The sequence below is a fragment of the Dyadobacter sp. CY343 genome, from assembly GCF_021390335.1.
In the GTDB taxonomy this organism is placed as follows: Bacteria; Bacteroidota; Bacteroidia; order Cytophagales; family Spirosomataceae; genus Dyadobacter.
In genome coordinates this window covers 727232-745613 of sequence record NZ_JAJUXK010000001.1, presented here as the reverse complement: position 1 = coordinate 745613, position 18382 = coordinate 727232, and the positions used below count along the sequence as shown (strand labels likewise).

Genomic DNA, 18382 nt, shown 5'->3' with positions numbered 1-18382 from the left:
ATCAATCAATTAAATCATTCCCAAACCCAGAGGCGCTTATAGGAAACACTGTCGGGCCAATCGCCGATAATAATATTCCCATTCTTCTCTATCCAAGCGTGTGCTTCAAATGTTTTGGCCGGGTTCACTTCAATCCCTATTTCAAGCGTCATCGAAGGTACTTTTCTCAGCAAATACTTCGTCGCCAACGCCCGGGGCAAGCATAGCAGCTCAAAAGGCAGCAAATTTGCAGCAGTATCGACTGCCCACACGGTCTGCTCTATCTGAGCCTGCGGCAATTCTTCGACAGATTCCGTTCTAGTAAACCAGTGAAAAACCTTGCGAAACGTTGAAAACGGTAACAATGCAAGCCCAAGCTTTACTAAAAGCAAACTGGTCGCGGCTTTTATGAAAGTCAACTTAGCTGAGCCGGACAAATCACTCCATTTACCGATAAACCTGCGCAAGTTCGTCACATCTATTTAACTATTTCCACCAATTTCTCTGCCATCAGATCTTTAAGCAAAACTTCCAGGTCACTTTTGCAAGTCTCGGCGTCCACTTCATATTCACTTTCTACAACTTCACAAAGTGATTCAAGTGTCTGCGGGCCTTTTTCAAGCAAATCCCAGATCATTACACCTACTTCATCGAGACCATAATATGCTCCTTTTTTGTGATTCAGAATAACTGTTTCACCTGCTACTTTCGAAGAAATCTGATCTGAGGTTAACTGGTATTTCATTTAGAGAAGCTTGGAATGATTGATAGGCTGCTTCTACAAAGTTAAAAATTTTACTCAGTCAATCTCAAACTTTATTCCCTGCGCCAGCGGCAGCGTATTTCCGAAATTGATCGTGTTCGTCTGTCTTCTCATATACGCTTTCCACGCATCTGAACCCGATTCCCTTCCTCCGCCCGTTTCCTTCTCGCCGCCGAAAGCCCCTCCTATCTCCGCACCCGACGTACCTATATTAACATTCGCAATGCCACAATCGGAGCCAGTCTGTGACAGAAATTGTTCCGACTCCCTGATATTCAGCGTAAAGATTGCGGAAGACAGCCCCTGCGGCACACTGTTCTGGATTTCAATCGCTTCTTCAAGCGAGCTGTATTTGATTAAATATAAAATCGGCGCGAAAGTCTCGTGCTGTACAATTTCAAACTGACTTTCAACCTCAGCAATACAAGGCGCGACGTAGCAGCCGGACGAAAACGCATCGCCCGCCAATACCCGCGGCTCAACCAGAAATTTTCCACCGGCGTCTTTCACCTTTTGAACGGTTTTCTCGTATTCCTTCACAGCATCAATATCAATCAAAGGCCCCACATGAATTTCCGGGTCAAGCGGATTGCCTATTCTCAGCTGCGAATAGGCGCGTACCAACTTCTCCTTCACCTCTTCAAAAATACTTTCGTGCAAGATTACCCTGCGCGTAGAAGTGCAGCGCTGACCGGCTGTGCCTACTGCCCCGAAAACAATACCTGGAATCGCAACTGCCAGGTCTGCGTGCTGAGAAACGATAATTGCATTGTTTCCACCCAGTTCCAGCAAGCTGCGTCCCAATCTTTTCGCGACTGCCTCTCCCACCGCCCGGCCCATTCGGGTGCTGCCTGTTGCGGATACCAGCGCAATGCGCGAGTCAGTTGCCAGCCACTCACCTGCCTCCCGTCCGCCGGTAACTACACACGAAACACCTTCCGGGATCTCGTTATTTTGAAGTACTGTCTTTATGATATTCTGACAAGCCAGCGCGGTAAGCGGCGTTTTCTCCGAAGGTTTCCAGATACAAACATCCCCGCAAACCCACGCAAGCATCGCATTCCAGGACCATACCGCGACTGGAAAATTGAATGCGGAAATAATCCCGACAATCCCCAGCGGGTGCCACTGCTCATACATTCTGTGCTGCGGACGCTCGCTGTGCATACTTAGTCCATAAAGCTGGCGCGACAGCCCCACTGCAAAATCGGCGATATCGATCATTTCCTGAACCTCACCCAGCCCTTCCTGCAAACTTTTGCCCATTTCATAACTTACCAGCGTACCCAGCTCGGACTTGAATTTCCGGAGCTCTTCGCCCATTTGCCGAACAATTTCACCTCTTTTTGGAGCCGGTATCTCCCGCCAGGATTTGAATGCGCTGGCTGCTTTGTTCACCACAGCGTCGTAGTCACTGCGTTCTGCCTGATTAGCTCCACCGATTTTTCGCCCGTTCACCGGTGAAAAAGATTCGATCACATCCCCGTCGCCGATCCAGCTTTTCTGCCCGGTACTGATCCCATTATTAAGATCCTGGATGCCCAGCTTGCTTAATACGATATTTATATCAGTCATTTTAATAAGATTTTATTTAAAAAACTGACCATTCTCTGTGCTCATGAAGTCGGCCAGCAATATGTCTTCTTGTCTGATAAAACCCTTTTGCTGCAACTTCCCGTCTGCCACCAGTTCCACAACTGAGGCAATAGAAGCAGCAGTTGTCCAGGAAATAGCGCGCCAATGCAGGCCGTCGATCTCAACAGGATGATAGGCTTTATAAAACTCCTCGCGTTCCAGCCGGTTTTCCTTCCAGCCTTCCACAACCGCATACACGTACACAACATCCTGCTGCACAGGCGGTTTAGCCTCGGTTAATATCTGTTCCACCAGCTCGCGTTTGTCTTTCAAACACAATTCATATAGCATAAAACGCATCAGGCTGCAATGTCCCGGGTAGCGGATCGTCTTGTAATTGAGCGTATCCAGCTTTCCTTCCAGCGTCTCGCACATTGTTCCGAGTCCGCCCGAAGTAATAAATGCTTCAAATTCCTGGCCTTCGATATTGATCATTTCAATGCCTTCCAGCGACGGAACCATTTTGCGGACGCCATTATGGATCACCTCGGCATCATTAATATATTCATTCACAACACCGGCCGGCGACCAAGTGAACGAATAGCCCATTAACCCGTTCGGGTAACGTGGTAATGCGCCTACCCGGAGCTCAATATCCCGAAGTTTGGTAAATCGCTTTGCCAGATCCATCCCTACTATTCCTATAAACCCCGGCGCAAGTCCGCATTGCGGCGCAAATACATTGTTGCTATCCTTGGCAAGCTCGCGGATCGCCGCGGTGGTACCTACATCTTCGGTAAGATCGAAATAGTGAATGCTGTGTTGATAGGCTTTTTGGGCAATAGGAAGGTTGAGATTATAGGGCATACACGAAACGACTGCATCTTGCCCAGCCAGCATCTGATCAAGTGTGGCCGGATCATTTACATCACCAGCATGTACTATAAATGGTAGCTTGGAAGATGGCGATGCCTTATCCAGGCCCGTAACTGTAAATCTTTTGCTTAAAAGCGTTCCCACGAGGGAGCCGACTTTGCCTAAACCGATAACGAGGATTTTTTGCATGTATAGTTTTTGCTGGTTTTAGTTAAATTTTTTCAAGGGGTTTGAAAGATATGAAAAGAAATACCAGATTTTAAAACTTACATTTCATTTTTGCATGAACAAATCAATACCTATGCACATCGCAATTATCGGAGGCGGCGCTTCCGGCTTTATGGCCGCCATTACCGCCGCCGAGACATTTCCAGGAGCCAGAATCGTTGTTCTGGAAAAAAACAGGACAGTTTTGAATAAAGTCCGCATTTCAGGCGGCGGGCGCTGTAATGTGACCAATAACCCTACTGATCTGCGTTTTTTCATTAAAAATTACCCACGGGGCGAAAAATTGATGCGGAAGCTGCTGCCCCGATTTGACGCAAATGCGACCGTATCCTGGTTTGAAAGACGCGGCGTAAAATTGAAAACAGAGCCCGACGGCAGAATGTTTCCGATCTCCGATTCATCGCATACTGTGATTGAATGTATGCTCCGGACAGCTAAACTGCTAAACATCGAGATCCGAACCAGTACCACCGTGGACTCTTTTGTTCCAAAGGAAAATGGAGGTTTTACATTAACTATCGGAGAAAATGAAATCTTGGAAACGGATCGGCTCCTGATCGCTACCGGCGGTTATCCCCGGCTAAGCAGTTTCGACTGGATCGAAAAACACCAGCACCAGATCATTTCGCCGGTCCCGTCGCTTTTTACATTTAATACCCCTGAAAACTACCTGCTGCCGCTCGCCGGTGTTTCAGTTCAGGATACAGTGGTGAAAATAATGGGCACCAAATATGAATGGCGCGGGCCGCTGTTGATCACGCACTGGGGTTTGAGCGGGCCGGCGGTATTAAAACTCTCCGCCTGGGGAGCGCGCGAATTGGCTGAAAATGACTACAATTTCATCTGCAAAGTAAACTGGCTGCCGGATTTAAACGAGCAACAGGTGAGGGAATTTCTGACAGGCGAGCGAACCAAAACGCCCAAACAGCAAATCGCTTCTAATGCACGATTTGGCCTGCCGCTGAGACTTTGGAAGGCATTTACAGATATTGTCGAAATTCCTGAGAACCTGAAATGGGTTGATGCAAGCAATAAAGCATTGAACAAACTGGCCGAGGTACTTACGAATAGTCAGTTTAAGGTAAGTGGTAAAACGACTTTTAAGGAGGAGTTTGTCACCTGCGGCGGCATTGCATTATCTGATATTGATCCTGATACATTGCAAAGCCGCTCTGTTCCCGGTTTGTACTTTGCCGGCGAAGTAATGGATGTAGACGGAATTACAGGCGGGTTCAACTTCCAGAATGCCTGGACCACGGGTTATATTGCGGGTAAAAGTATTGGCGTTACTCTGCCATAGCATCGAAGTAAGCCCGCACTTTCTTAGCACGGTCCAGCCCTACCAGATCGGTAAGCGTTTCGAGTGAACTTTCACGAATACCCCGCACCGAGCCAAAATGTTTCAGCAACTTGGTGGCCGTCACTTTACCCACACCCACTACTCCTTCCAGCTCACTTACCAGGCTTCCTTTGCTGCGTTTATCGCGGTGGAATGTGATCGCAAAACGGTGGGCTTCATCTCTGATCTGCTGGATCAGTTTCAGTGATTCTGATTTTTTATCGATATAAAGCGGCAGCGAATCCTCGGGGAAATAGATTTCTTCCAACCTTTTGGCAATACCTATTATCGGGATCTGTCCGTAAATACCCAGGCTTTTCAATGCATCACAGGCAGCGCCGAGCTGCCCTTTTCCTCCGTCGATCACGATCAGGTCGGGTAGCGGCTGCTCCTCGGAGATCACCCTGAGATATCGCCGGCCCACAATTTCGTTCATGGAGGCGAAGTCATTGGGCCCGATCACAGTTTTGATATTAAAATGGCGGTAATCCTTTTTCGACGGTTTTCCTTCTTTAAAGCAAACCATCGCGGCCACCGGGTTGGTACCCTGGATATTGGAGTTATCGAAGCATTCAATGTGCCTTGGAAGTGATTTCAGCTGCAAATCCGACTTCAACCTGATCAATACCCGGTCTTTTTTTGAAGAAGTCGCGGAAGCTTCTACTTCTCTGCGCTCCGCCTTTTCCCTTCTGAAATACATTACATTTTTCATGGACATATCCAGCAGTTTTTTCTTGTCACCAATTTGCGGAACAGTTACTTCGAGCCGCATTTCAAGATCTGGTTTGATATTGGAAATCAGCTCTTTCGCCTCTGAACCATAAGTAGCGCGCATTTCAATGATCAGCATCGCGAGAATTTCGTGGTCAGTTTCGTCTAGCTTTTTCTTCACCTCAATCGTCTGCGTCGCGACCATATATCCCTGTTTTATTTTCATAAAATTGAGATAAGCCGCTTCTTCATCCGACACGATCGTGAGTACATCAATATTGCCGATCCTTGGGTTGATTACTGTTGCTTTACTTTGAAAATTGGAAAGATGCTCAATCTTAGTTTTCCAGGAATGCGCCTTTTCAAAGGCCATTTGCTCAGCCGCGGCCAGCATTTTTTCTTTGAAATATTGCTGGGGAGAAGACAGGTTCCCTTTCAGGATATTATGTACCTGCTCTATTTCTGCATTGTATTCCGGTTCCGTTTGCAATCCCTCGCACGGACCTTTGCAATTGCCAATATGGTATTCCAGACAAACTTTAAATTTTCTTGCTTCAATATTCTGCTTGGTGAGCGGAAGCTGGCAGGATCTGATCTGATACAGCGATTTGAACATATCCAGCAACGTGTGCATGGATCTCAGATTGGCGAAAGGGCCGTAAAAAGTACCTTTGCCGCGATCCATATTACGAGTTGGAAATACCCTTGGGAAAGGCTCGTCGGTAATGCAGATGAAGGGATATGTTTTGTCGTCTTTAAGTAGAATATTGAATTTGGGCTGCAATTGTTTGATCAGCTGATTTTCCAGCAAAAGCGCGTCCCACTCGCTCAAAACGATGGTATATTCAATCCGCCTGATCTGACTGACCAGCCTTCTTGTCTTTCTGTCGTGCTGATTGTTTTTGAGGAAATAACTCGAAACGCGATTCCGCAGGCTTTTGGCTTTGCCCACATATATTACTTCTCCCGTTTCGTCGAAATAACGATAAACTCCGGGATCCATCGGAATTTTTGAAATCTCCTCCTTGTAATTGAATTCAGACATTTAATGTAAATATGCTCAGGAATTATCAGACCGGGTCTGTTGAAAAAACAAGCGTACCAGTTGAAAAGTTGCGTCACGGACTAACCCGAAAGCCTCCGTTTGCGCGGTTTCCAGGTCCATTGGCCGGTTTAAAACTGATACTGCGTAAGTAATTCCCGCTTCTCTGCCTTGCTCAGAAGTAATTTGCAGTGTTCCGCAGACAGCCGCAAGCGGAACATTATATTGTTTACAATGATTGGCAAGCCCTTTTACGACCTTTCCGCTTAGCGTCTGTTCGTCGATTTTACCTTCGCCGGTAATGACCAGATCAGCGTTTTTGATCAATTCCGTAATATTACTTTGCTCGACTACGATACTGACACCGTCTTTTAAGGTTGCATTCAAAAACCACATACAACCAGCCCCAAGCCCGCCAGCTGCACCTGCGCCCGGAATCTCGCTATAATCTTCGTGGAAAGTTTCAGTAGCCATTCTGGCAAGATTTCTCAGTCCATTATCCAGCGTTTCTACCATTTCAGGCGTTGCGCCCTTTTGCGGACCATAAATATAAGCAGCGCCATTTTGACCAAATAATGGATTGGTAACATCGCAAGCTACTTCAATAGAAATATCTTTTAGTCGTGGATCCGCATTGGTAGTGTCAATGTGGGTTATCAGACTGAGCGACTCGCCAATCGGCGCTAGTTGTGCATTATTTTTATCAAAAAACCGGTAACCCAGCGCCGCCGCTACGCCAATACCTCCGTCGGTTGTGGCGCTGCCGCCAATTCCCAGGATGATCTTTGTCACGCCTTTATCTAACGCATCTAAAATCAGCTCGCCGGTTCCGAAAGTAGTGGTCAATGTAGGATTTCGCTCTGATGTTTTCAACAGTTTCAAACCGGAAGCAGCAGCCATTTCTATAAATGCCACTTTTCGATCCGCAGACAAACCGTAGGATGCTTCCATTTCCCGGCCGAGCGGGTCTGTTGCTCTTGTGGTGATCGAGACTCCACCTGCCTGTTTTGTCAAAATCTGCGCAGTACCCTCGCCACCATCGGCCAGCGGTACCGTTGTCACATTCGCCTCAGGAAATGCAAGCAAAATCCCTTCCCTGATCGCATCACAAACTTCGTCCGCTTCCAGCGAACCGCGGAATTTGTCGGGTGCAACGAGAATATTCACAAGGCGATTTGGAAAAAATTAGAACAACACACCTTCATCGTCGGAGCGCGAAGGCGGTACATAAGTGTCTGTACTGTCGCCGGCAGGCACATTGCCGCATTCCCTCACGTAGTTTTCTGGCTTGTTAAATGGGCCTTTACGGTATTGAACCAAGGTCTGGTCCGCATATACTTTTTGCATAAACATCCCCCAGGCCGGCATTGCCACGCGGCCACCCTGGCCCAGTGCAATAGTACGGAAGTGAATAGCCCGATCTTCGCCGCCTACCCATATTCCGGAAACCAGATTTTGAGTAATACCCATAAACCAGCCATCGGAATAATTGGAAGTTGTTCCGGTTTTAGCAGCTATTTCATTGCCGTCGGTTACGCCCCACTGTCTCAATCTTCCTGCCGTGCCACCCGGATCTTCCACGGCACCACGCATCAGATAGAGCATATTATACGCCATATTCGCGCTGATCTCCTGATTTTGCTTCTGGAAAAACTCCTGCAATACATTTCCATAACGGTCTTCGATGCGCAGAATGGTCATAGGTTCTGTGCGGTGTCCTCCGTTTGCAAATGCGCAATATGCGCCTACCATTTCATAAACCGACACGTCACTGATTCCCAGACAAAGGGAAGGTACCGCTTGCAGATTGCTCGTAATACCAAGCTTGTGTGCATATTCAACAACCGTTTTAGGCCGCACCATTTTCATCAGGTAAGCACTGACCGTGTTGACAGATTTTCCAAGCGCTTGTCGCAGGGATAGTGACTGATAAGAGTATTTGTTATTCGAGTTACTCGGCGACCAGCCTCCGGGAACGCCGTCAGACGGGCCAAAATAAACCGGCTGATCCGTTACGTGGTCGCATGGAGTAAGAAAGCTTTTATCCAATGCCGACACATATACAAACGGCTTGAATGTGGAGCCCGGCTGGCGTGAGCCCTGTTTTACGTGATCGTATTTGAAATATCTGAAATTAATACCTCCCACCCACGCTTTTACGTGACCGTTTCTCGGATCCATGGACATCATCCCGGCACGCAGGAAACGTTTGTAATAGGCGATCGAATCGATCGGGCTCATCATCATTTCTTTCTCTCCGTCCCACGTAAAAACCTTCATTTTGTAAGGTTTCTTCATGATTTTCCACGCCGCTTCTTCTCCTAGGTCTCTTTTTAGTGAAATGAAATGGGGCGACTTTTTAGCCGCAGCGGTCAGGAATCCAGGTATTTCTTTTCCATTGTCAAACGTCCAGGGATTTCTGCCTTTCCAGTGCGCGTCAAAAAGCCTTTGCTGCTCTTTCATGTGCTCCTTCAAAGCATCTTCCTGATAGCGCTGCATTCTGGAATCAATGGTAGTGTAAATGCGTAAGCCACTGGTATAGAGATCGTAATCTTTGTCGTGTTCTTCATTATAGATCTTCACCCAGCTTTTGAGGTAATTCCGCATGGATTCCCGGAAGTAAGGCGCCAGACCGGTATTGTGACTATCGACGGTGAAGTTCATTCCGAGTGGCTTTTCCTTATATACCAGAAAATCTTCCTCGGGAATGTAATCGTATTTCATCATTTGCGCCAGTACCGTATTCCGGCGGTTTGTGGCGTTATTAGGGAAACGCAAAGGATTAAACAGCGTCGGGTTTTGCAACATACCAACCAGTAATGCAGCTTCGGTCACATTCAGGTCCCACGCTTCTTTATCGAAATACGTTTTCGCCGCTACTTTAATCCCGTAAGTGTTATTACCAAAGGATACGGTGTTCAGGTACATTTGCATGATCTCCTGCTTGGTGTATTTCCTTTCCAGGATCACCGCCAGCACCCACTCCTTTGTTTTAGCTATTACAATCCGAACCACCGGTATTTTACCCAATAACCCTTCATATTCTTCCGAACGGGTATTAAAAAGGTTTTTGGCCACCTGCTGCGTGAGCGTACTTCCACCTCCCGAACTTGAATTTCCTGAAACAACTCCCTTAAAAACACGGAGCAAACTTCTCGCATCGATCCCCGAGTGATTCACAAAGCGTGCGTCTTCGGTCGCCACCAGTGCATCGATCAGGTTGGGGGATATTTGGGAAATATCGATTTGCGTCCTGTTTTCGAAGAAATACTTGCCCAGCGATTTTCCGTCTTCACTGATCAGCTCGGAGGCTAGCTCGCTTTTGGGGTTTTCAAGAATTTTAAGATCTGGCATTCCCCCGAATAGCCAAAAGAAATTAAAGCTAACCGCAACGATATATAGGATAACCAGACCGAGTCCAAGTCCCACATACTTCCATAGACGTATGATGGTACGACGATACTTTCCGGGTTGCAATTCAATCATCAGGATGTGGATTATTTATTGAAGTTTAACAAAGATAGGATTTAAGGAAATTACCTTTTACCCATAGACAGGGAATTGAATTCCTGCATTTCCTTTAACCGAGGCAGATATACGCTGGCCGGATATAGCCGCATAAATTCCGTTATCGCCTGACCGTAAGCCTCTTTGCCTCTTACTTTACCGATCAGAAAAACCCGGAGCAACGCAAATTTATCCTCCATTGAACCACCTTTGTAAGCGGGTAAATTCCGCTCGATATCTTCCAGCGCTTTCACATATTCGCCTTTTGAATAAAGCATGTAAGCCGCCTCATATTCTTTAATAGGGTTGCCTGAGTTACCGGCAGCATCTGCGGATTTGCTGACCAGCCGGGCATAAGTTGAGTTGGGGAATTCGCTCAGAAGCTTTGATTTCCAGGAAGCTTTGTTCTGGTTTTCCTCTTCGTAGCTCAGGTACAAAAGATAATATATTTCGTCCTTGTACTGCGTTTGGGGATATTCGCTCAGCATTCTGTTAAAAGTCGCGATCGCGCGCTGTGACTCTTTGAGGTCAAATCTGTAAATTTTACCCAGACCGTACAATGCAGTTTCCTTTTTCAGTTGCGACTCAGCAAGCTGTGCATCTGTCAGCGGGACGTTCTTTTTCAGCAGATCGTGGGCCTGGTTCCACTCGGGCGTACCTTTTTTCAAACCTTGGTCAGCTACCAGCGTATTTACCGCACTTGTACTGTCAGTGCCTGCCGGATTATTGCCGGATGAGGCCTGCAAAGGCCGGCTGCTTCTGCGCCAGTCATCTTCCAGCGGTCGGTTTCCCCATATTCTCTTGAAATCCAGTTTTGCCTGATTGATCAATGCGGGATCATACAATTCCCAGCGACGTTCGTTTCCATTTGCGAGCGGATTTGGAACACCTTGATTATTTACATTCTGCGCTACCAATGCTGCTTTTCGCTCGTTTGCCTCCGCTTCCAGCCTGCGCTTTTCCTGATCCTCAATAATGGCGTCAATTTTATTATCCAGCGCGGCCGGGTTCATTTTGGCAAGATTTTGCAGGCTGTCTTCTGTCGTAACAATGGTATATTCAGCCACAAAACTATCCAGGGCACGTTTTCTTTCTGATACAAGCAGATATTCCGGTGCTTCACGGGGAAGTATTGTCAATGCACTGTCGTAATATGCTTTTGAGACTTCGAAGTTTTCCAGCGACTCATAATTGATCCTGGCCAGTTGCAGGTAAGTATATGCTTTTTGCTGTAAATTCCCTTTTGAAGCGACTGCGGCTTTTTGCAGATATCCTACCGCCTCCGGAATTTGCTTTCTGTGTTCAGCCAGCAAACCCATTGTGAAATAGATCCTGTCCCGTAAATCGTCGTTTTTTCTGTCGCGCAGCATTTTATCAAACCCGATTGAGTTCAGATCTTTATTTGGATTCAGCACCACTTCGTTTTGCAGCGAATTCATAGCCGAATAGAAACCGAGATCGTAGGAAGGCCGGTTTTTGGATACGCTCCGGTAATGCTTGTTCGCTAATGCATATTGGCCCAGCCTGTCATACATCTGAGCAGCAGCAAAATGAATGCGGGCAGTTTCAATGGATTTTTTCAACAATGGAAAAGTCTCTTCCAGAATCGCGACGGAAGTGAGGTATTCACCGTTTTGCTGGTGGAGATATGCTTTTGTCAGATAAAAATCCCGGATGGAAGACTTGTCAAGAGCTTGCTGACTAAGGTGCTCAGCCACACCCAATGCATTGGAATAATCCTTCCTGACAATGTAGGCACGCATTAACAGGATCAATGCGTCATTTTTATCATTCTCATCGCGACCATTGGCATATACATATCGCAATGCTTCCAAACCATCCGCCCACTGTCCCAAATAAAGTCTGGATTTGCCCAAAACAATATAACTGTTATCCAGCCACTTGCTGTTCTGGTGCTTTTCTGCGACGATCGAAGCTTTTCTGATCGCATTATCCAGCTGTGGCTTTACAGGTTGCGCCAGGATAGAATCCATCGGCAGCAATATGGGCAGAAGCTGGTTATAATCTTCTTTAAATGCCTTTTTCATCGCGAACTCAGCTTCGAGCATATCCTGTTCAGCCATAAAATACGCATTGTATCTGGCAGAAATATTGTGAAAATTCACTGCTCCCGGCCTCGTACTGAACTGCGAACAAGCTGTCAGCAAGATAGAAAGCGCAAGGTAAAGTGTGATTCTTCTGATATGAGAGGCAAAACTTTCGATCACAAGGATGGTATTAGTGATGGTGCTTTTCTTCTTCTTACTAGAAAACTAAAACGGCATTTTAAATAAAACCGTATCGAAGATAATGGCATTTGTGAAATTTGGAGCAATTTTACCTTAATATTATCAACCTTCACCATGGACAGCGAAAGCACAGGGAACGGAAAGGAAAACGGGAAGCTGTTGGTTAAAAATCAGTCTTCCAAGTTTTTAAAATATTCCGGGCTGGCCACTCAGATGCTCGGCACAATTCTGCTCTTTACTTATGGAGGGTATTGGCTTGACAATCACCAGCAAAATGGGGTGCCCGTTTGGACCCTTATACTGTCGCTCACATCTATCGCCGGCTCGCTTTATATGCTGATCCGGAGTTTTTCAAAACCGTAAACCGGTCTATCCTATTATTACAAATGTTACGTACGATTTTAGCGACAGTCTTTTTGGGAATTGTATTATTCCTTGTTCAATACTTTTACCCGGGATCCATTCTTCACTCCTATATATGGTACATTCTGATCTTCTTTGTTGGATTGTCTTTTTTAGGTCACCGGCTGATGGAAATAGGATTACGAAACAACCGGGAGAAATTTGTCACTTTTTACCTTTCCTTCACCGTTGCGCGTATCATACTCAGCTTGGTATTCATCGCTGCATTTTTATATCAGGGGCAAACTGATTCATTCCTATTTGTTATCAACTTTTTTGCACTCTATTTATTTTATACATGTTTTGAAATATATGGTTTGTATCGTAACTTGCGCCGCGATTGACAAAGCATAGTATTTCAAGCATTTATGTATATCTATATCAAACGTTTTTTTGCAGTTGCCCTGGTAGCTACTACCTGCCTTTTCAGCGTTCCGGCAAGTGCCGACGAACCTACTCAGCATGAGCACGAAAAGGTGACTGAAAGCATTAATGAGGAGGAGCATAAAATTGAACATAAGCTTGAAGAGTCAGAAGCGAAGTTCGATATCGGCAGCATGATCATGCACCATATTGCTGACTCTCACGAATGGGAAATCACCCACGGTGTAGTAATACCACTTCCGGTTATCCTTTATTCAGCAGACCGGGGACTTGAAGTTTTTTCTTCTTCTAACTTCCACAACGAGCACCACGAATACAACGGTTACCACCTGGTTCACGGTGATTCCGAGCAGATTGTTCCCGTTGACGAATCCCGCAAGATCTACGATTTCTCCATTACCAAGAATGTAGCGTCAATGCTGATCAGCGCAGTTATTCTGATACTTGTTTTCACAAGCATTGCCAGTTTTTATAAAAACAACAAGAATAAGGCTCCCAAAGGGTTTCAGTCCGCGATGGAGGTTATCATCCTTTTTATCCGCGACGAAGTTGTGAAACCAAACGTGGGTCCGAAATACGAAAAATACCTTCCTTACCTGCTCACATTGTTCTTCTTTATTCTGATCAACAATATCATGGGCTTGCTTCCGGGATCGGCTAACCTGACAGGTAATATCGCAGTAACAATGACGCTAGCGGTTTTAACCTTCATCATCGTTCACCTGAATGCAAACGGACACTACTATAAGCACCTTGTAAAACCAACCGGCGTACCAGTTCCATTGTTGCTGATTATGATCCCGGTTGAGATCGTAGGTGTATTTATGAAGCCTTTCTCATTAATGGTGCGGCTTTTTGCCAACATTACTGCGGGCCACATTATCCTTTTAAGTCTTTTCGGTCTGATCTTTATATTCCAAAGTTTCGTAATCGCGCCGGTTATTTCGCTTTTCGCCTTGTTCCTCAACTTTATCGAGATCATGGTCGCATTTATCCAGGCATTTATCTTTACCCTTTTATCGTCCATGTACATCGGCAGCGCTATTGAAGAACATAGCCATGCTGACCACGGACATTGATTCTGAATCTCTTTTTATCAATTATATTTTAAACAAACACAATTATGTTGCTTCAAATTTTGCTTCAAGCTGCTGAGCAGAGCGGTGCTGGTCTTGCTGTTTTCGGTGCTGCAATCGGTGCTGGTCTTGCTGCAATCGGTGCTGGTCTTGGTATCGGTAAAATCGGTGGAAGTGCTGTTGAAGGTATCGCTCGTCAGCCAGAAGCTGCTGGTGCTATCCAGACTGCAATGCTTATCATCGCGGCTCTTATTGAAGCGGTAGCGTTGTTTGCGGCGGTTATCTGTCTGCTGATCTCGTTCAAGCTTTAATCGACACTGGACTTAGTCCTTACTTCAAATGCATTAGGCCGAGAAGTAAAATGAAACTCTTCGTGGAAGCAATAGGCTTCCACGATTTTTGAAAAAAGAGAGCTACTTACACTTAAACTCATTATTCTATGTCATTGCTTACTCCAAACCCAGGTCTTATATTCTGGATGCTTGTAGTATTCTTATTGGTGGTTTTTATCCTTGCCAAATTCGCCTGGAAACCAATCATCAAAGGACTTAAAGACCGTGAAAACGAAATTCAGGGCGCATTGGACCTGGCTGAAAAAACCAGAGCTGAAATGATCCAGTTGAAATCTGACAACGAAAAACTGATCGCTGAGGCGAATGCAGTTCGTGATCAGATCCTTCGCGAAGCAAAAGATGCGGCTGACCGTACGATTGCTGAATCGAAAGATAAAGCGGCCGTCGAAGCGCAGAAAATGATAGAAAATGCGCAAGCTGCGATCCGTAACGAACAGCAGCTGGCAGTATCAAAAATTAGAAAAGAAGTAGCTACACTTTCTCTTGAAATCGCTGAAAAAGTATTGCAGCGTGAATTGAAAGATAAGGAAGCTCAGGAAAATTTGATCGCGGAACTTGCTTCTTCTGCACGTCTTAATTAAACATTTGATTTACGATGTCAGTAAGTATAGTAGCTGCCAGATATGCAAAATCGCTGATTGAACTCGCGAAAGAGCAGAATGTGCTTGAAGCGGTTTACCAGGATATGATTTTGTTCAAAGACACTGCCGACAAAAACAGAGGTTTGATGCTTGCATTGAAAAGCCCTGTTGTTCGTCACGAGAAGAAATCAGGTATTCTGAAAGCCCTGTTCGAAGCGCGCGTTAACCCGGTGTCTTATGCGATCTTCAAGATCATCACCAAAAAGAACCGTGAGTCGATCCTGGATGAAATTGCAAACGAATTTATAAAAGCATATAACCTGAACCAGGGAATCCAGAAAGCAACCGTAGTGACTACTACGCCGCTTACTGAGGAACTGCGTCAGCAATTTAAAGAAATCGTTAAATCCGCAACAGGAAGAACGGTACAACTTGCCGAGAAGATCAATCCAGCCATTATCGGCGGATATGTATTGACTATTGAAGATCGTCAGATTGACGCATCTTTAAGGAGCAGGTTGAATGAACTTAAATTACAGTTAACAAACTGAAATTTTTATCTGCATAATTTGGAAGACCCGGCTGCTATGCGGCCGGGTCTTTTTTTATTCCTATACTTTCATCTTGGTCACATTCTGAAAACTGATCTCAATCGCCTCCAGCGGAGGTCTCTTGGCTACATCCTGCTCTACAAAGAAATGTGTCAGGCCAGCTGTTTTTCTTGCTGCAAATATCTTTTTGAAATCGATAGAGCCGGTACCAACTTCTGCAAATGATTGGTCACCTTTATCCATGTCTTTCACGTGCCAAAGTGGGAAACGGCCCGGGTATTTCTTGAAAAGATCAACAGGATCCATTCCCGCTTTCACGATCCAGTAAAGGTCGAGTTCCAGCTTCACCAGGTTCGAATCAGTAGAAGCAATCAGATCGTAAGGAAGCTGTCCGTCGATTTTCTTGAATTCAAAATCATGGTTGTGGTAGCCGAATTGCAGACCCGCTTTCTTAGCCACTTCTCCCGACTTATTGAACAGGTCTACATAGCTTTTGTATTGATCGATCGTTTTGCGCTCACCTTCCGTCAAATAAGCACATACTGCATACTTCTGACCGATTTCAGCCGCATCGTCAACAGCTTGCTGCCAATTGTTGCTCAGACTACCGATCGCTTTTGTATTCTCAACACCGGCACCATAATGCCCACTCACCGGATCCAGACCAAGGTCGCCCAGGATTTTCTTGAATTCCTTTGGCGTTTTACCAAAGAATTTACCGTCGTTATAGCCAAAAAGCTCAACTTCCTTATAACCAATTGAAGACACTTTTTTCAGTGTTCCCAGCAGGTCTTTGGACAGTTCGTTGCGGAGCGTATAAAGCTGCAAACCAATTTTGGATGCCGCCTTTTGCTCCCAGTTTATTTTGGAAAGCATCGGAGTCGCCAGGAGCATTGCGCCGGCCTTCATGAAGGATTTCCTCGAAATCTTTTCGTCGTAGTTCATCGGTTATTTATAAAAAGTAATGTTTCTATTTGTTAAAATTCACAGCACCTGAGGCTGAGAGTTTGGTCTTAACATCTTCGGGAAGCTTCCATTCGGGTGTAAAGTGACCGTCCGTCACAATGTTTTTCGCGCTGTCTTTAAATAAGAGAAAGTCTTTATATTCAGACAACTTGCGGTGCATCACCGGCACAAACGGATAACCCTGATCTTCTGTCCCAATCCACCACGGCAAGCCCGAATTGACTGCAACATAATGCTTATTCATTGGAAAAACGTAAAACAGACCGTGCGTCTTGTCAGCCGGATTTAAATGCATTGGAAGCTTGTCCGCAAATTTGGCTATATAAGAATTCGTTTCTTTTGTACCAAAAAGTATTAGGTTACTGCTTTCCAGATCACTGGGCCGGACTTCCTTATCTGACAGCACACGAGGGAAAAACATGATCCTGCCCAAAAACTCTCCGCGGTATTGCGACCAGTTCGCTGCCGTGTTTGCAATTTCCAGCCGTTTCGTCAGTTCCTCCGGTGAAGGATTGTCAGCAGTTCCGTATACATAAACGTGACGCGTGGAAAATGCGTCGAGAATAGGTCCCTCCGCTCCTTTCCTTTTACTAGAGGCAGTTGCAACCGCATTAGGCGCGACTGCCCAAGCTCCGCCGTTTTTTGAAAATGAAGTTGTACTGTCTGTTTTTATTGAAAGATTGACACCGTCGAGCTTCACAGTGAGTGTTCCTGGTTTGAACTTCGGATGGTTTTTCAGGTTCAATGTGAATGCGTCCAAATTTTTGGTCGTAATTTCCAGGGCATTGGGTTTAGCAAGATTCGCATCGATCTCAGCCAAAGTACCCTGCTGGATTTTATCGAAAGTCACCCAAAATGACTTATTATACTTGTAAAGCTTGCTCACAAACCTCACCCGGTCCGGATAGGGATTTCTCTCCGCGTGCCCAAACCATTCGAATATGAATTGATTATCGTACGCACTTACCCAGCTATCGTGCTTCACATCCACAAACTCTTTATAACTCACTTCCACACCAATATCCTGCAAATGACTCACCCACTTGCGCGTGCCTTCCACAGGCACAACCGGATCTGCATCGCCGTGAAAAAAGTGTATAGGAAAATTCAAAGCATTAGTCGCCAGGTCAAAAGTACCTGCTGGCGGCGCTGGACAGACGGGCGCAATCGCTGCCCAGATATCAGGTCGGGTCAGCCCGATCCAAAGTGTTCCGCCTCCACCCATTGAAAGACCGGTCAGATAAATTTTATTCTCGTCAACCTTAAAGCGCCTTTTAACATCATCCAGCATATCATAAACATCCTGCTCGGGAATGCCCTGGTAGCCGGCAGTTCCGCGGGCATATACCGATGCAACGATGAAATCGACATCATCCCACTTTTGGAAATACCGGGAAGCTTCCACATCCGTTTCACCCTCTTCATTGGTTTTGCCAAAAACCCGCTTCAATGCAAGCCGATGATTAGAACCCGCACCGTGCAGCATTACAACTAACGGGTACTTTTTATTTTCGTCGTAATTCGGTGGAAGATATAGTCCGTAAGGCTGATCCGTATCGTCTGCATCGGAAAAGAAAGATAGCACCTGCGGCCCACTTGCATATTTTTGAGCACTTAGATTGGAGATTGTCGTTACTAACCCGAAAATGAGAAGAAATGCAGCCTTTGTAAAATGAATCTTCATCTGCTATTTAATTATTTGTTGGTTAAATATAAACGAATTCATCATGTGAACGCAGAAATCCGGCAAATGCTTTGAAAGGCCGGTGTTAATATTTGTCAACAAAAAAGGCAGATCTT

The 18382-nt window shown here is 45.7% G+C and carries 16 protein-coding genes; 6 read left to right on the top strand and 10 right to left on the bottom strand.

The features are described 5' to 3' along the window. Window positions 1-14: 14 nt before the first annotated feature. Genes LZG94_RS03015 through LZG94_RS03000 form a run of 4 tightly spaced genes read right to left on the bottom strand, consistent with a single transcriptional unit; the run spans window position 15 to window position 3382 of the window. Window positions 15-455 carry a lasso peptide biosynthesis B2 protein gene (locus LZG94_RS03015; RefSeq protein WP_233790472.1) on the bottom strand — a complete coding sequence of 147 codons (441 nt, stop codon included), beginning with the start codon at window positions 453-455 and terminating at the stop codon, window positions 15-17. Window positions 456-457: 2 nt separating this feature from the next. Continuing rightward, window positions 458-724: a PqqD family protein gene (locus LZG94_RS03010; RefSeq protein WP_233790471.1), complete on the bottom strand. Its 267-nt coding sequence runs from the start codon at window positions 722-724 to the stop codon at window positions 458-460. Window positions 725-778: 54 nt separating this feature from the next. Further along, entirely contained in the window at window positions 779-2317 is a 1539-nt protein-coding gene (locus LZG94_RS03005; protein WP_233790470.1) for an aldehyde dehydrogenase family protein, read from the bottom strand. A 12-nt stretch (window positions 2318-2329) separates the two neighbouring features. Next, the gene (locus tag LZG94_RS03000; protein WP_233790469.1) at window positions 2330-3382 is read right to left on the bottom strand and encodes a saccharopine dehydrogenase family protein; all 1053 of its coding nucleotides are present in this window, start codon (window positions 3380-3382) and stop codon (window positions 2330-2332) included. Between the two features lie 94 nt (window positions 3383-3476). Here LZG94_RS03000 and LZG94_RS02995 point away from each other — a divergent pair, with 94 nt between their 5' ends. Beyond that, a complete protein-coding gene (locus LZG94_RS02995; RefSeq protein ID WP_233790468.1) occupies window positions 3477-4721 on the top strand; it encodes an NAD(P)/FAD-dependent oxidoreductase in 1245 nt (414 codons plus the stop codon). On the opposite strand, the gene uvrC is transcribed toward LZG94_RS02995, so the two are convergent. Genes uvrC through LZG94_RS02975 form a run of 4 tightly spaced genes read right to left on the bottom strand, consistent with a single transcriptional unit; the run spans window position 4708 to window position 12248 of the window. Further along, on the bottom strand, window positions 4708-6516 hold the full coding sequence (uvrC, locus tag LZG94_RS02990; protein ID WP_233790467.1) for an excinuclease ABC subunit UvrC: 1809 nt from the start codon (window positions 6514-6516) through the stop codon (window positions 4708-4710). The genes LZG94_RS02995 and uvrC overlap by 14 nt on opposite strands. Before the next feature lie 15 nt (window positions 6517-6531). Beyond that, the gene (locus tag LZG94_RS02985) at window positions 6532-7680 is read right to left on the bottom strand and encodes a glycerate kinase (protein ID WP_233790466.1); all 1149 of its coding nucleotides are present in this window, start codon (window positions 7678-7680) and stop codon (window positions 6532-6534) included. 18 nt (window positions 7681-7698) lie between these two features. Further along, a complete protein-coding gene (locus LZG94_RS02980) occupies window positions 7699-9999 on the bottom strand; it encodes a transglycosylase domain-containing protein (RefSeq protein ID WP_233790465.1) in 2301 nt (766 codons plus the stop codon). Between the two features lie 50 nt (window positions 10000-10049). Then, on the bottom strand, window positions 10050-12248 hold the full coding sequence (locus LZG94_RS02975) for a tetratricopeptide repeat protein (protein WP_233790464.1): 2199 nt from the start codon (window positions 12246-12248) through the stop codon (window positions 10050-10052). Between the two features lie 135 nt (window positions 12249-12383). On the opposite strand from LZG94_RS02975, the gene LZG94_RS02970 reads away from it, so the two are divergent. The 5 genes from LZG94_RS02970 (at window position 12384) to atpH (ending at window position 15616) form a co-directional block, all read left to right on the top strand. Next, complete coding sequence (locus LZG94_RS02970) at window positions 12384-12632, top strand: AtpZ/AtpI family protein (protein WP_233790463.1); 249 nt, start codon at window positions 12384-12386, stop codon at window positions 12630-12632. A 407-nt stretch (window positions 12633-13039) separates the two neighbouring features. After that, window positions 13040-14134, top strand: coding sequence for a F0F1 ATP synthase subunit A (atpB, locus tag LZG94_RS02965; RefSeq protein ID WP_233790462.1), 1095 nt, complete (start codon window positions 13040-13042; stop codon window positions 14132-14134). Window positions 14135-14178: 44 nt separating this feature from the next. Beyond that, window positions 14179-14442, top strand: coding sequence for an ATP synthase F0 subunit C (gene atpE, locus LZG94_RS02960; protein ID WP_031525687.1), 264 nt, complete (start codon window positions 14179-14181; stop codon window positions 14440-14442). Window positions 14443-14570: 128 nt separating this feature from the next. Next, entirely contained in the window at window positions 14571-15065 is a 495-nt protein-coding gene (gene atpF, locus LZG94_RS02955) for a F0F1 ATP synthase subunit B (protein WP_229254626.1), read from the top strand. A gap of 14 nt (window positions 15066-15079) precedes the next feature. Next, window positions 15080-15616 (top strand): ATP synthase F1 subunit delta, encoded by a 537-nt coding sequence (atpH, locus tag LZG94_RS02950; protein WP_233790461.1) that lies wholly within the window; start codon window positions 15080-15082, stop codon window positions 15614-15616. A 60-nt stretch (window positions 15617-15676) separates the two neighbouring features. Here atpH and LZG94_RS02945 read toward each other — a convergent pair whose 3' ends face one another. Together LZG94_RS02945 and LZG94_RS02940 are read right to left on the bottom strand one after the other, a co-directional pair. Next, entirely contained in the window at window positions 15677-16561 is an 885-nt protein-coding gene (locus tag LZG94_RS02945; protein WP_233790460.1) for a sugar phosphate isomerase/epimerase, read from the bottom strand. 25 nt (window positions 16562-16586) lie between these two features. Then, entirely contained in the window at window positions 16587-18266 is a 1680-nt protein-coding gene (locus LZG94_RS02940) for an alpha/beta hydrolase-fold protein (protein ID WP_233790459.1), read from the bottom strand. Window positions 18267-18382: the final 116 nt, after the last annotated feature.

What these genes read in the sequence shown, in the direction of transcription:
- LZG94_RS03010 (WP_233790471.1), bottom strand. Translation starts at nt 724, where the DNA reads ATGAAATACCAGTTAACCTCAGATCAGATTTCTTCGAAAGTAGCAGGT.
- LZG94_RS03005 (WP_233790470.1), bottom strand. Translation starts at nt 2,317, where the DNA reads ATGACTGATATAAATATCGTATTAAGCAAGCTGGGCATCCAGGATCTT.
- LZG94_RS03000 (WP_233790469.1), bottom strand. Translation starts at nt 3,382, where the DNA reads ATGCAAAAAATCCTCGTTATCGGTTTAGGCAAAGTCGGCTCCCTCGTG.
- LZG94_RS02995 (WP_233790468.1), top strand. Translation starts at nt 3,477, where the DNA reads ATGAACAAATCAATACCTATGCACATCGCAATTATCGGAGGCGGCGCT.
- uvrC (WP_233790467.1), bottom strand. Translation starts at nt 6,516, where the DNA reads ATGTCTGAATTCAATTACAAGGAGGAGATTTCAAAAATTCCGATGGAT.
- LZG94_RS02980 (WP_233790465.1), bottom strand. Translation starts at nt 9,999, where the DNA reads ATGATTGAATTGCAACCCGGAAAGTATCGTCGTACCATCATACGTCTA.
- LZG94_RS02970 (WP_233790463.1), top strand. Translation starts at nt 12,384, where the DNA reads ATGGACAGCGAAAGCACAGGGAACGGAAAGGAAAACGGGAAGCTGTTG.
- atpB (WP_233790462.1), top strand. Translation starts at nt 13,040, where the DNA reads ATGTATATCTATATCAAACGTTTTTTTGCAGTTGCCCTGGTAGCTACT.
- atpE (WP_031525687.1), top strand. Translation starts at nt 14,179, where the DNA reads ATGTTGCTTCAAATTTTGCTTCAAGCTGCTGAGCAGAGCGGTGCTGGT.
- atpF (WP_229254626.1), top strand. Translation starts at nt 14,571, where the DNA reads ATGTCATTGCTTACTCCAAACCCAGGTCTTATATTCTGGATGCTTGTA.
- atpH (WP_233790461.1), top strand. Translation starts at nt 15,080, where the DNA reads ATGTCAGTAAGTATAGTAGCTGCCAGATATGCAAAATCGCTGATTGAA.
- LZG94_RS02945 (WP_233790460.1), bottom strand. Translation starts at nt 16,561, where the DNA reads ATGAACTACGACGAAAAGATTTCGAGGAAATCCTTCATGAAGGCCGGC.
- LZG94_RS02940 (WP_233790459.1), bottom strand. Translation starts at nt 18,266, where the DNA reads ATGAAGATTCATTTTACAAAGGCTGCATTTCTTCTCATTTTCGGGTTA.